Here is a 12,540-nt window from a genome sequence, read left to right on the forward strand (position 1 = left end):
CCATGACCGACCTCTCTCCCCGCGAAATCGTCTCCGAACTCGACCGCTTCATCGTCGGCCAGGACGACGCCAAGCGCGCCGTCGCCGTGGCGCTGCGGAACCGCTGGCGGCGCAAGCGCGTGCCGGACGACCTGCGCGACGAGGTGACGCCCAAGAACATTCTGATGATAGGCCCCACCGGCGTCGGCAAGACCGAGATCGCGCGGCGGCTGGCGCGGCTGGCCGGCTCGCCCTTCCTGAAGGTCGAGGCGACCAAATTCACCGAGGTCGGCTACGTCGGCCGGGACGTCGACCAGATCATGCGCGACCTGGTCGAGGCGGCGCTGGTGATGGTGCGGGACAAGCGCCGGGCGGGCGTCGGCGCCAAGGCGGAGGCCGCGGCGGAGGAACGGATCCTCGACGCGCTGGTGGGCCCGGGCTCGCAGCCCGCGACGCGCGAGAGCTTCCGCAGGAAGCTGCGGGCCGGGGAGCTGGACGACAAGGAGATCGAACTCACCCTCGCCGACACGGGCTCGCCGATGCAGGGGCTGGACCTGCCGGGCGGCAGTGTCGGCATGATCAATCTGTCGGAGATGCTGGGCAAGCTGGGCGGCGGGCGGACCAAGACCGTGCGGATGACCGTCGCTCAGGCCATGGCGCCGCTGGTCACGGAAGAAGGCGACAAGCTGCTGGATCAGGAGAGCCTCAACGCCGAGGCGCTGGCGCTGGCCGAGAACGAGGGCATCGTCTTCATCGACGAGATCGACAAGGTCGCGGCCCGCTCCGAGGCGCGCGGCGGCGACGTCTCGCGCGAAGGGGTGCAACGCGACCTGCTGCCCCTGATCGAGGGCACCACCGTCTCGACCAAATACGGGCCGGTGAAGTCGGACCATGTGCTGTTCATCGCCTCGGGCGCCTTCCATGTCGCCAAGCCGTCGGACCTGCTGCCCGAGTTGCAGGGGCGTCTGCCGATCCGGGTCGAACTGAAGGCCCTGACGCGGGACGACTTCGTCCGCATCCTGACCGAGCCGGAAGCCAATCTGATCCGCCAGAACCAGGCCCTGCTGGCCACGGAGGACGTGACCCTGACCTTCACGCCCGACGCCGTAGAGGCGCTGGCGGACGCGGCGGTGGCGGCGAACGGCGCGGTCGAGAACATCGGCGCGCGGCGGCTGGTGACGGTGATCGAGCGGGTGCTGGAGGAGACCAGCTTCCGGGCCTCCGACCTGACCGGACAGACCGTGGCCTTCGACGGCGACCAGGTCCGCGAGCGCATCGGCGACCTCGCCCGGGACGCGGACCTGAGCCGGTTCATCCTGTAGCCTCTCAGACAGTCCTTCCGGGGCGCTCGAAGAGCGAACCCGGAACCCAGGAGATCGGCTGAGGTCCTGGATTCCGGTTCCTCGCTTCGCTCCGCCCCGGAGGGACGAAAGCTGTGTGGGCAACCATGGCGCACGGCACACCGTATCTTCGCGACAGATACGCGAAGGACGACCGCATGAGCCCGATCAAGACCGCCCTCGCCGCCGCCTTCCTCGGCGGTCTGGCGGGCCCCGCCTTCGCCCAGGCCACGGCGGTGGACCTGAACCGGTTCGACGGCCGCTGGTTCGAGATCGCGCGCAGTCCCAACGACGTGCAGAAGGACTGCAGTCGGGCCCAGATCGACTTCAATCCGCAGGCGCAGGCCAACCGCTACGGCGTCGTCGTGACCTGCACCCGGCGCGCCGACGGCGGCGTGGAGACCCTGCGCGCCAACGCCCGGGTCACGGATCCCGGGACCAACGCCCGCTTCCGTTTCACCCTGACCGGCCTGCTCGGCGTCGGCGGGCTGGCGGGGCAGAACTACTGGGTCTGGGAGCATGCGCCGGATTACAGCTGGGCCATCATGGCCCTGCCCAACAAGTCGGACTGGTGGATCTGGCACCGCAGCCAGGGCCCGGCCGAGGCCGAGCGGACCCGGCTGCTCGCCCGCGCGCGCGCGCTTGGGTTCGGGACGGGTTCGGTGGTGCACACCGGGCGCTGACGGCCCCGCTTGAAATCGGAACACAAGCGGAACATAAGGCGGGCGTGTCCGCCGCCGCCTTGTCCCTCGAGCTCGTCTTCAGCCGCCCGGGCACGACCCGAGCGGTGACGCGCGGCGCGGCGCGGCTGCTGATCGACATGGGCTATGCGCCCCTGCTCGAGGTCTGCCTGCCCAACGGCCGCCGCGCCGACGTCATGGCGCTGGGGCCCCGGGGCGACATCGTCATCTGCGAGGTGAAGTCGGGGATCGAGGACTATCGCGTCGACCGCAAATGGGGCGAGTACGCGCCCTTCTGCGACGCCTTCTTCTTCGCTGTGGCGCCGGAGTTTCCGGCGGACGTCCTGCCCGACCACCCCGGCCTGATCGTCGCCGACGGCTTCGGCGGGGCGGTCATCCGCGAGGCGCCCGCAACCCCGCTGGCCCCCGCGCGGCGCAAGGCCCTGACCATCGCCTTCGCCCGGCTAGGAGCGATGCGGAGCTTCCGAGATCAGGCCGGCGGCTGAGGCGCGTCGGCCATCGATCCGCTTTCGCCCCGGGACATGATGGCCGCCGTCGAGGCGGCGCAGCCGGTCAGGGTCTCATCGCCGATCTTCACGATGGCGGACAGCGGATAGGTGCGGTCGCTCATGCCGTCGGAGCATTCGGTGGCGGCCAGCATCAGGCTGATGGTCGCGCCGGTTCCTGTTTTCGCTTCGTAGGTGGCGGTCGTGCCCTGAACCATGGGCGCCGGCTGCGGCGCGCGCTGCTCGGGCCGATCGGCGCCGGCGTAGACCAGTTCCGTCCCGGTCAGGTCCACGCCCCAGAAGGGCTCGGTGCCCAGCGCCCGCAGAGGCTGGCCCAGATCGACGCCGCCCAGCACCGGGGCGGGTTCGGACGGCGCGGCCCTTGCCGCCGGCGCCGCGGGTTCCGGCGAACAGGCGGCCAGAACGAGCGCGGACACGGCTCCGAGGACGGCGAGGCGCATTGGAATGACTCCGGAAACTGGCGCGGCAGGAAGCGCGAGCACCGCGGTCAGGTCAAGTCCGCGTGTGGGCTACAGCCAGCCCTTCTTGCGGAACCACGCCAGCGGAGCGACGGCCGAGACGATCATGGCGACCAGCGCCATGGGATAGCCGAGCGGCTGGCGCAGCTCGGGCATGTGCGCGAAATTCATGCCGTAGATCGAGGCGATCAGCGTCGGCGGCAGGAAGGCGACGGCGGCGACCGAGAAGATCTTGATGATCGACGACTGCTCGATGTTGATCAGGCCCAACGCCGCCGACAGCTGGAAGTCGATCGAGGCCGCGACCGAGTGGTTGTGCGCCGTCAGGCTGTCGGCGTCCCGCGCCAGGGAGCGGAGGCGGGCCCGGGCCTCGTCGTCGTCCATCCGATCGTCGACGCCGACGAAGGCGAAGACGCGGGTCAGGCCGGCGAGGCTCTGCTCGATCCGCGCGTTGGCCATCTGGGCCCGGCCCAGCTTGGTGATCAGCTTCTCGAAGCCGACGCCCTTGCGGCCCGAGAAGACGTGGCCGGCGATCGCCTCGACCCGGTTCACGGTGCTGGACAGGATGCTCGAGACCCGGTCGACCACCGTCTCCATCAGATTGAGGAAAAGCTCCGGTCCGCTCGTGCAGAGGTGCGGCTCGCGCTCCAGCCGGTCGATCAGAATGGAGAACGGCTTGGGGTCGACGTAGCGGATCGTCACCAACGGCCCGTTGGTGATGATGAAGGTGACCGGCTCGACGCCCGGTATCTCCTCGTCGCCGTGGGTGATGACGTCAGCGGTGACATAGGCGGCGCCGTTTTCGCGATAGATGCGGCTCGAGGCTTCGAGCTCCGCCATCTCGGCCCGGGTCGGCACGCTGAGGCCCAGCGCCTTCTCGACGGCGATGTCTTCTTCTTCCGTAGGTTTGATCAGGTCGATCCAGACGGCGTCGGTCGGCAGCCGCCAGGCGGACAGGTCGTCGACGATGGGGTCGGGCCGGGTCTGCCCGGCGCGGTGCACCCGGATCACGCCGGGGCTCCGGAGGGGTGAGCCCTAGGGCTGGCCGGACGGCGTGTTCGTGGACGCCATCTGCACGCCCGCGGTCGAGGCCTGCGGGGCTTTGTAGATGAAGCCGTAGGTCGGATAGACGGAGGTGCCCAGATCATTGATCGGGTTGTACCAGACCTTGACCGCGCTCCAATCGCCGTTGTTCGAGACGTCGACGACCGTGACGTTCTCCTCGACCTTGCCGCGGCTGCCGCCCCAGTTGGCGTGGGTCACGCGGATGACGCGGTCGGTCAGGATGTCCGACACCACCGCGACGTGGCCCCGGTTCATGCGGCCGCTGGGCTGGAAGGCGAGGACGGCGCCGGTCTCGGGACGGCCGCCGGTGCGGAACTTGCCCTGGGCCTGATTCCACCAGGTCAGAGCGTCGCCGAAGATGTTGATGCCCGAGAACATGCGGGCGAAAGTCACGCACTGCCAGTACGGCGCTTCGGCGTTGGCGACGGGCGCAGCGCCCATCACGAAAAATCCGAGGGTCGCTGCAACCGCAGCGGCTTTGAGCCGTTTCGTCATGCTGACCTGTGTCCTGCCCTACCGACGACCAAGCCTTAGACGATAGTTTCCGAGGGTTGAAGAACCCTTTCCGGCGAACTGGCCTGCGTCGCTTTCGCCCTTGACCGGTTTTGGCGCCGCTCCGCAAACCCCCTCAAAGCCTTGCGGCACGGGCGTTCGACGAGGTGATAGGTGAGCATCGCGGCCACCGGAATCGCGGCCACGAGGGCCAGCCACACAAATATGTGAAAGCGCTTGTCGTCCGCGCCGGTCGCCATGGCGGCGGCGTTCGTGGTCAGCAGCAGCACCGGCGCGCACACCATGTAGATCGAATAGCTGATCTCGCCGAGGTAAACCCCGAGCTTCGAGCCTAATGCTCCGGCCTTCGCATTGTCGAGGGATCCCAGCGCGAGGATCAGGGCGCCGGCGAATAGCACGGTCACTGGATCCCAGAGGCCCAGCGAGGCGCTGGCCAGGGCTCCGGCGCCGCTGGCGAGGGCGACGGGCCCCGCGTACGGGATCGGCGCGCGGCGGTAGACCAGATACAGGGCGCAGCCGAGGGCGAAGCACGGCACGATCCGGAGCGCCCCCCACAGGAAGGTGGCTTCGGTCAGGGAGAAGCCGGCCAGCGGCTGGAAGAGGGCATAGATCCCCAGCGCGAACGCGGCGGCCAGGCCGGTGGCGACCCATGGGCGCTCGCGCATCCTCCACGTCACGAAGGCGTAGGCGGGGAAGGTCAGATAGGCGAACCACTCCGCCGAGATCGACCACGACGGGTGGTTGAAGGCCGAGATCGGGGCCAGACCCCAGGCGTGGGTCATGGTCAGATGCGCCGGCAGGGCGCGCCAGTCGGTCAGGCTGCCGTCGATGCTGAGGCCGACGACGGTCGCGGCCACGCCCAGCCCGATCATGCCGAACAGGGTCACCAGGTGCAGCGGGTAGACCCGCGCGATCCGCGCCCACAGGAAGCCGCCGTAGCTGAACCGCTTCTCGCCCGCCGCCGCCAGATAGACGTGGCTGAGGATGAAGCCGGACAGGACGAAGAAAACCTCGACGCCCAGATAGCCCTTGGTCACGGCGACCGGGACCCAGCTCACGTCGAGATGCGGCCAGGCGGTGTAAAGCACCACCCACGCCGCCGCGAGGAACCGCAGGGTGGTGAGGGCGCGCAGGTCGGGGGGCGTGGCCACGGGTGTCATGCCCGCGATCCTGCCGGATCAGCGTTGGAAAACGATTAAGCCGTGGCCGTTTTTTCCGAGGCCGTGAAGCACACCGGCCTCGTCCTTCCGGGGGCGCGCAGCGGAACCCGGAATCCAGGCGACCTGGCTCAGGTAGAGACGCGCGGCGGGCGTCGGCGACCGAACCTCTGGATTCCGGGTTCCGCCCCGGCTGCGCCGGGTCAGCCCCGGAAAGACAAGGGGGCAGGAGGCGTCAGCCCGCGCACTGCGCCGGCTTTTCGCCCGGCGGGAACATCTCGCACGAGCGGTCGATCTCGGCCTCGATCATGGCGCAGGGGTTGAGGGCGTTGCAGGGCGGGTGGGTGGCGGGGCTGACGGCGATGCAGCGCTGCACCAGCCGCGCGGAGGCCGCCTCGCCGACGGCCTCGCGGCAGGTCGCGGCCTCGCGGCCGGGAGCCGGCGACGGCTCCACGGCAGGAACGACCTCCTCCTGCGGCGGCGCGTCGGCCGGCATGACGGGCGCGGGGGCGTCGGCCGCGGCCGGCTCCGCATCGGGCGCCGCGGCGGGTTGCTGGCAGCCGCTCAGAAAGACGACGGCGGCGAGGATCAGACCTGTGCGGCGCATGGTGGAGCTCCTGGAGGCGGCGTCACCATAGGCACGGTTCGATTCCGTACGATAGGCCGCTCACCGGCCCAGGGCGGCCCTCTGCAGCGCGAACAGCTCGGCGCAGCCGCCTTCGGCCAACTGGAACAGGCGGTCGAATTCGGCGCGTGAGAAGCCGCGCTTCTCCCCGGTGGCCTGGATTTCGACAATGGCGCCGGCGCCGGTCAGGACGAAGTTGGAGTCCGCCTCGGCCGTCGAGTCCTCCTCGTAGTCGAGGTCCAGCACCGGCTGGTCGCTGCAGACGCCGCACGACACCGCCGCGACCTGATCCAGGATCGGATCGGACTTCAGGACGCCCTCGGCGCGCAGGTAGTCGAAGGCCGAGGCCATGGCGACCCACGCCCCGGTGATCGCCGCGGTGCGCGTGCCGCCGTCGGCCTGGATGACGTCGCAGTCCAGCACCACCTGCCGCTCGCCCAGCGCCTTGAGGTCGACCACCGCGCGCAGCGAGCGGCCGATCAGCCGCTGGATTTCCTGGGTCCGGCCGGTCTGCTTGCCGCTGGCGGCCTCGCGCCGGCCTCGCGTGTGGGTGGCGCGCGGCAGCATGCCGTATTCGGCCGTCACCCACCCCTGACCCTTGCCACGCATCCAGCCGGGCACGTTCTCCTCGACCGAGGCCGTCACCAGCACCTTCGTATGGCCGAACGAGACGAGGCAGGAGCCCTCCGCATAGCGGTTCACACCGGTCTCGAGCACGATGGTCCGGAGCTGGTCGGGGGCGCGTTCGGACGGGCGGGGCGACGACATGAGCGAATTCCTTGGAGGCCGCTTGGTGACGGCGGCGGCGCTGCTTATCCTGAAACCGTGAGCCTGTATGCCCCCGCATCGCCGACCGCCGCCGTCCGGCTCCGCCCGGCGACGCTGGACGACGCGCCGACGCTGGCGGACTGGGACCGCGAGCCGCACGTCGTTGCCTGCTCCAGCGACGATCCAGAGGCCGAGGTGGCCTTCGGCGGCGTCGAATGGCGCGAGGAGTTGGCGGCGCAGGACGAGACCTCGTTCTACCGCATCGCCGAGGCTGATGGCCGGCCCATCGGCGTCATGCAGATCATCGACCCGCATCTGGAGCCGACCCGTTACTGGGGCGACATCGAGCCGGGCCTGCGCGCCATCGACATCTGGATCGGCCCGCCCGACGCGCTGGGCAGAGGCTACGGCACGCAGATGATGACGCAGGCGCTGGACGCCTGCTTCGCCGAGCCGGAGGTGCACGGCGTGGTCATCGATCCGCTGGCGAGCAACACCGACGCCCACCGCTTCTATCAGCGGCTCGGCTTCGAGCCCGAGGGCCGCAGGATGTTCGACGAAGACGACTGCCTGGTGCACCGCCTGACGCGCGAACGGTGGGAGGCGAGGTCGCGCTGATGAAGTCCCCCCTCCTCACCTCGACCGCGCTGGATGTCGGCGGCGCCGGCCTGACCGGGCTCGACGCCCGCGCCCGCGACATCTTCCGCCGGATCGTAGAGACCTATCTGGAGACCGGCGAACCGGTCGGGTCGCGCACCCTGTCGCAGTCCGGCATCGCCCTGTCGCCCGCCTCCATCCGCAACACCATGCAGGATCTGGCCCTGGCCGGGCTGCTGGGCTCGCCGCACACCTCGGCGGGGCGCATTCCCACCCATGCCGGTTTGCGCCTGTTCGTCGACGGCTTGCTGGAGATCGGCGACGTCGGAGCCGAGGAGCGGCGCGAGATTGACGGCCGGCTGGCGGGGCGCGGGCGCAGCTTCGAGGAGGCGCTGAACGAGGCCTCCAGCCTGCTGTCGGGCCTCGCCGGCGGCGCCAGCATCGTCGCCAGCCCGGTGCGCGAGGCGGGGGTCAAGCACGTCGAATTCGTCGCCCTCGGCCACGATCAGGCGCTGGCCGTGCTGGTCGGCGACGACGGCTCGGTCGAGAACCGGCTGATGCCGTTGAAGGCCGGGGTGACGCCCTCGACCCTGACCGAGGCCTCGAACTTCCTCAACGCCCGGCTCAAGGGCCGTCCGCTGCACGAGGCGCGCACCGAGATGCGCACCGAACTGGACGCCGCCCGCCGCGAGCTGAACGCCGCCGCGGCCCGGCTGGTCGAGGACGGCCTGGCCGCCTGGTCAGGCGGGGCGGAGCGCGAGCGGTCGCTGATCGTGCGCGGCCGGGCCAATCTGCTGCACGACCGCGAGACCGCCGAGGATCTGGAAAAGGTCCGCATCCTGTTCGACGATCTGGAGCAGAAGGAGCAGCTCATCGGCCTGCTGGACGGGGTCTCGACGGCGCAGGGCGTGCGCATCTTCATCGGGGCCGAGACCCGCTTGTTTTCGCTTTCGGGTTCCGCCGTGATCGCGGCGCCCTATATGACGGGCCGGCAGCGGGTGCTGGGCGCCATCGGCGTGATCGGACCCGCGCGACTGAACTACGCCCGTGTCATCCCGTTGGTGGACTATACCGCCCGGGTGCTGGGCCGGATGCTGGACGGACAGGAAACGTGAACCAAACGCCCGACGACGACACCGATTTCGACCCCCAGACCGAGGCGAACGCCGAAGCGGGGCTCGATCCCCACCCCGCGGACCACGACGGCGACGATGGTCTGGGCCCGATCGATCAACTGATCGCCGAGCGCGACCAGTGGAAGGACCGCGCCCTGCGCGCCGTGGCCGAGGCCGAGAACACCCGCAAACGGGCCGAGGCCTCGAACAACGACGCCCGGGCCTACGCCATCCAGAAATTCGCCCGCGACCTGCTGGGCGTGGCGGACAATCTCGAGCGCGCCCTGATGGCCGCGCCGAAGAACGCCGACGCCGGCGAGGCGGGTCTGGTCACCGGTCTGGAGCTGACCCAGAAGTCGCTGCTGCAGGCGTTCGAGGCCAACAACCTGAAGCGCGTGGCGCCTGAACCGGGCGACGCCTTCGACCCGCATCTGCATCAGGCGATGATGGAGCAGCCGTCCGACAGCGTTCAGGGCGGGCAGGTGATCCAGACCCTCCAGCCCGGCTACGCCCTGTTCGGCCGCACCGTCCGCCCCGCCATGGTGGTCGTGGCCGCGCGCGGGTCAGGCGCCGCCGCCGGAGCCGCCGCCTACGCCGCGGCGGGCGCCACCGGCGGGAATTTCGACCAGCAGACCTGATCCTTCCCCTTTTGGGGGAAGGGACCGCGGAGCGGTGGAGGGGGCGGCTCCGGGCGCCAGTGGATGGGTTTGCCCCCTCCACCGCCCTTCGGGCGGTCCCCCTCCCCCGGCGCTGCGCTTGGGGGAGGATTACTTCAACCGCGCCTCGAACAGGGCCAGCAGCTTCGCCCATCCGTCGGCCGCATCCGCCGCGCGATAGCTGTCGCGGTAGTCAGCGTGGAAGCCGTGCGGCGCGGCCGGATAGACGTCGATGCGGCTGTCCGTCTGGCCGGCCCGCTGCAGGGCCGCGCGCATCGCCTCGACGGTATCGAGGGGAATCCCCCGGTCCGCTTCGCCGTAGAGGCCCAGCACCGGCGCCTTGAGGTCGTCGGCCAGGTCGACGGGCCACGGTTGGCCGCCCGCGACCTGTTCCGGCGTGGCGGTCGGCGCCGGGGCCAGCCGCCCGTACCAGGCCACGCCCGCGTCGATCGCGGCGAAGCGGGCGGCGGCCTGCCACACCACCTTGCCGCCCCAGCACCAGCCGGTGATCCCGACCTTGGCGGAGTTGGCCCACAGCTGCTGGCTGGTCCAGTCCAGCGTGGCGGCGATGTCGCCCATGACCTGCTCATAGCCGGCGGCGGCGACGATCTCCTGCACGCGGGCCATTTCGGCTCCGGCGGGGTCCGCGACGCGCACGAAGAAGGCCGGCGCGACCGCGGCGTAGCCCGCCTTGGCCAGACGGCGGCAGACGTCGCGGATGTATTCGTGGACGCCGAAGATCTCCGACACCACGACCACCACCGGCCACGGGCCGTCTCCGGCGGGTCGTGCGACATAGGCCGGCAGGGCGAAGCTGTCGGGGGCGGCGAAGCTGACCTCTTCGATGGTCAGGCCCGCCGGGTCCGTCTGCACCGGCGCCGCCTGTTTAGCCAAGGCGGCCGGCGCGTAGCCCGCGAAAGCGAGGCCGCCCAGCGCGCCCGTGGCCAGGGCGCGGCGGCTGAAGCGGAAGTCGTCGGGCTCCGAGCCCTCGGGGCGGATCAGGGTCGTCATGGGCGCGCTCCGGCGGCGAAAGGCCGGACTGTGTCGGCGGCGCGGGGCGACGTCCATTCACGATTACCGTGAAGCTGGGCCCCGCGCCGCGGCCGATCAGCGCGTGTAGTAGTAGTCGGCGATCTGGCAGACGTTGACGTTGTTGCGGACCAGCGACTGGCCGTTGGTGAACTCGGCCTTGAAATCGAAATTGCAGGCCCCCGTGCCGTCGTCGATGTTCATGACGATGCTCGCGTTGTTGGCCAGCACGTCGTCGCCGAGGATGTCTTCCTCCCAGCTGCTGCGGCCCGTGTTCGAGGCGTAGAAACGCAGCATGGTCCAGCCGGTGTTGTTGTGGATCCGCACCCGGCGGTTCAGTCCATCCTTCGACTGGGCGGTCGCGGCGGCCGGAGCGGCGGCGACGGGCGCCTCGACGGCGGGCGCCGCGGCGACGGTTCCGACAGCGGCCAGGATCAGGGCCGCGCGGGCGATGGTCTTCATGGTCATTGGAATCTCCCCCATGGAATACGACCGGTCCTCCCCCGGCCGGGAACCATTAAGTACATCATTGTTCGCTGAAATCATCTCTTTGGATGAAAAGCTCGAATCGCGCGCGGCGACGGTTTGGGCCTTGCGGCCCGGGGGGTGTTTCCCATATCGGCGACAACCCTCGTAAAGCCCCGCATCCTGTGGGGGTTTGCGGCGGACCTGCATAAATCGACCTGAGACCCTGACACCGGGGGCGGTCACGCGCGGCGCTTCGCTTGAAAAGGCCGCCGCATCGCCCGCCGCAAATGGAGTGAAAGACCACCAATGGCCAAGATCATCGGCATCGACCTGGGCACCACCAACTCGTGCGTGGCCGTCATGGACGGCAAGAACCCCAAGGTCATCGAAAACGCGGAAGGCAACCGCACGACCCCGTCGGTCGTGGCGATCCAGGACGGCGGCGAAGTGCTCGTCGGCCAGCCGGCCCGCCGCCAGGCCGTGACCAACCCGACCAACACCTTCTTCGCCATCAAGCGCCTGATCGGCCGCAACTTCACGGATCCCGTGGTGGCGAAAGACAAGGACATGGTGCCCTACGAGATCGTCAAGGGCCCGACCGGCGACGCCTGGGTGCGCGCCAACGGCAAGGACTACTCGCCGCAGCAGATTTCGGCCTTCACCCTCGGGAAGATGAAGGAGGCCGCTGAGGCCTACCTCGGCGAGACCGTGACCCAGGCCGTCATCACCGTGCCGGCCTACTTCAACGACGCCCAGCGTCAGGCCACCAAGGACGCCGGCAAGATCGCCGGGCTTGAAGTCCTGCGCATCATCAACGAGCCGACCGCCGCGGCGCTGGCCTATGGCCTCGACAAGAACGACGGCCAGAAGATCGCCGTCTACGACCTCGGCGGCGGCACCTTCGACGTCTCGATCCTCGAGATCGGCGACGGCGTGTTCGAGGTGAAGTCGACCAACGGCGACACCTTCCTCGGCGGCGAGGACTTCGACCTGCGTCTGGTCGATTACCTGGCCGACGAGTTCAAGAAGGAGCAGGGCGTCGACCTGCGCTCGGACAAACTGGCCCTGCAGCGCCTGAAGGAAGAGGCCGAAAAGGCCAAGAAGGAGCTCAGCTCGACCACGCAGTACGAGGTCAATCTGCCGTTCATCACCATGAACGCCTCGGGCCCGCTGCACCTGAACATCAAGCTGTCGCGCGCCAAGCTGGAAGCCCTCGTCGAGGACCTGGTCGCCCGCACCATCGAGCCCTGCGCCAAGGCGCTGAAGGACGCGGGCCTCAAGGCCTCGGACATCGATGAAGTCGTGCTGGTCGGCGGCATGACCCGCATGCCCAAGGTGCAGGAGGCCGTGAAGGCCTTCTTCGGCAAGGAGCCGCACAAGGGCGTGAACCCGGACGAGGTCGTGGCGCTGGGCGCCGCGGTTCAGGCCGGCGTTCTGCAAGGCGACGTCAAGGACGTGCTGCTGCTGGACGTGACCCCGCTGACCCTGGGCATCGAGACCCTCGGCGGGGTCTTCACCCCGCTGATCGAACGCAACACCACGATCCCGACCAAGAAGTCGCAG

15 protein-coding genes are annotated in these 12,540 nt (G+C 69.7%); 7 read left to right on the plus strand and 8 right to left on the minus strand.

The genetic code is table 11. The features are described 5' to 3' along the window. Nucleotides 1-2 precede the first annotated feature (2 nt). The 3 genes from hslU to mmcB all read left to right on the plus strand — a co-directional run bounded on the left by hslU (nt 3) and on the right by mmcB (nt 2,505). Nucleotides 3-1,301, plus strand: a complete 1,299-nt coding sequence (gene hslU, locus VGB60_RS02165; RefSeq protein ID WP_331036639.1) for an ATP-dependent protease ATPase subunit HslU — start codon at nt 3-5, stop codon at nt 1,299-1,301. A 176-nt stretch (nt 1,302-1,477) separates the two neighbouring features. After that, complete coding sequence (locus tag VGB60_RS02170) at nt 1,478-2,002, plus strand: lipocalin family protein (RefSeq protein ID WP_331036640.1); 525 nt, start codon at nt 1,478-1,480, stop codon at nt 2,000-2,002. Between the two features lie 59 nt (nt 2,003-2,061). Beyond that, a complete protein-coding gene (mmcB, locus tag VGB60_RS02175) occupies nt 2,062-2,505 on the plus strand; it encodes a DNA repair putative endonuclease MmcB (RefSeq protein WP_331036653.1) in 444 nt (147 codons plus the stop codon). Here the strand turns inward: mmcB and VGB60_RS02180 are convergent. The 6 genes from VGB60_RS02180 to rph all read right to left on the minus strand — a co-directional run bounded on the left by VGB60_RS02180 (nt 2,490) and on the right by rph (nt 7,112). Continuing rightward, nucleotides 2,490-2,966 (minus strand): hypothetical protein, encoded by a 477-nt coding sequence (locus VGB60_RS02180; RefSeq protein ID WP_331036641.1) that lies wholly within the window; start codon nt 2,964-2,966, stop codon nt 2,490-2,492. The two genes, mmcB and VGB60_RS02180, sit on opposite strands and share 16 nt — an antisense overlap. A gap of 69 nt (nt 2,967-3,035) precedes the next feature. Then, nucleotides 3,036-3,995, minus strand: coding sequence for a magnesium transporter CorA family protein (locus VGB60_RS02185; RefSeq protein WP_331036642.1), 960 nt, complete (start codon nt 3,993-3,995; stop codon nt 3,036-3,038). Nucleotides 3,996-4,019: 24 nt separating this feature from the next. Beyond that, a complete protein-coding gene (locus VGB60_RS02190; RefSeq protein WP_331036643.1) occupies nt 4,020-4,544 on the minus strand; it encodes a CHAP domain-containing protein in 525 nt (174 codons plus the stop codon). A gap of 35 nt (nt 4,545-4,579) precedes the next feature. Continuing rightward, nucleotides 4,580-5,722, minus strand: coding sequence for an acyltransferase (locus VGB60_RS02195; protein WP_331036644.1), 1,143 nt, complete (start codon nt 5,720-5,722; stop codon nt 4,580-4,582). A 232-nt stretch (nt 5,723-5,954) separates the two neighbouring features. After that, entirely contained in the window at nt 5,955-6,326 is a 372-nt protein-coding gene (locus VGB60_RS02200; RefSeq protein WP_331036645.1) for a hypothetical protein, read from the minus strand. Nucleotides 6,327-6,386: 60 nt separating this feature from the next. Next, nucleotides 6,387-7,112: a ribonuclease PH gene (gene rph, locus VGB60_RS02205; protein WP_331036646.1), complete on the minus strand. Its 726-nt coding sequence runs from the start codon at nt 7,110-7,112 to the stop codon at nt 6,387-6,389. 57 nt (nt 7,113-7,169) lie between these two features. On the opposite strand from rph, the gene VGB60_RS02210 reads away from it, so the two are divergent. The 3 genes from VGB60_RS02210 to grpE are packed head-to-tail and all read left to right on the plus strand — an operon-like array spanning nt 7,170 to nt 9,462. Next, on the plus strand, nt 7,170-7,730 hold the full coding sequence (locus tag VGB60_RS02210) for a GNAT family N-acetyltransferase (RefSeq protein ID WP_331036647.1): 561 nt from the start codon (nt 7,170-7,172) through the stop codon (nt 7,728-7,730). Next, nucleotides 7,730-8,824 carry a heat-inducible transcriptional repressor HrcA gene (gene hrcA, locus VGB60_RS02215; protein WP_331036648.1) on the plus strand — a complete coding sequence of 365 codons (1,095 nt, stop codon included), beginning with the start codon at nt 7,730-7,732 and terminating at the stop codon, nt 8,822-8,824. The genes VGB60_RS02210 and hrcA overlap by 1 nt, the downstream gene beginning before the upstream one ends. After that, nucleotides 8,821-9,462: a nucleotide exchange factor GrpE gene (grpE, locus tag VGB60_RS02220; protein WP_331036649.1), complete on the plus strand. Its 642-nt coding sequence runs from the start codon at nt 8,821-8,823 to the stop codon at nt 9,460-9,462. The genes hrcA and grpE overlap by 4 nt, the downstream gene beginning before the upstream one ends. Nucleotides 9,463-9,591: 129 nt before the next feature. On the opposite strand, the gene VGB60_RS02225 is transcribed toward grpE, so the two are convergent. Continuing rightward, the gene (locus VGB60_RS02225) at nt 9,592-10,491 is read right to left on the minus strand and encodes a dienelactone hydrolase family protein (protein ID WP_331036650.1); all 900 of its coding nucleotides are present in this window, start codon (nt 10,489-10,491) and stop codon (nt 9,592-9,594) included. Nucleotides 10,492-10,587: 96 nt separating this feature from the next. Beyond that, nucleotides 10,588-10,977, minus strand: a complete 390-nt coding sequence (locus VGB60_RS02230) for a hypothetical protein (protein WP_331036651.1) — start codon at nt 10,975-10,977, stop codon at nt 10,588-10,590. A gap of 306 nt (nt 10,978-11,283) precedes the next feature. On the opposite strand from VGB60_RS02230, the gene dnaK reads away from it, so the two are divergent. Continuing rightward, nucleotides 11,284-12,540, plus strand: a 1,257-nt coding sequence (gene dnaK, locus VGB60_RS02235) for a molecular chaperone DnaK (protein WP_331036652.1), incomplete at its 3' end; no start/stop codon positions are given.

It is taken from the genome of Brevundimonas sp. (assembly GCF_036399195.1).
Lineage (GTDB): Bacteria > Pseudomonadota > Alphaproteobacteria > Caulobacterales > Caulobacteraceae > Brevundimonas.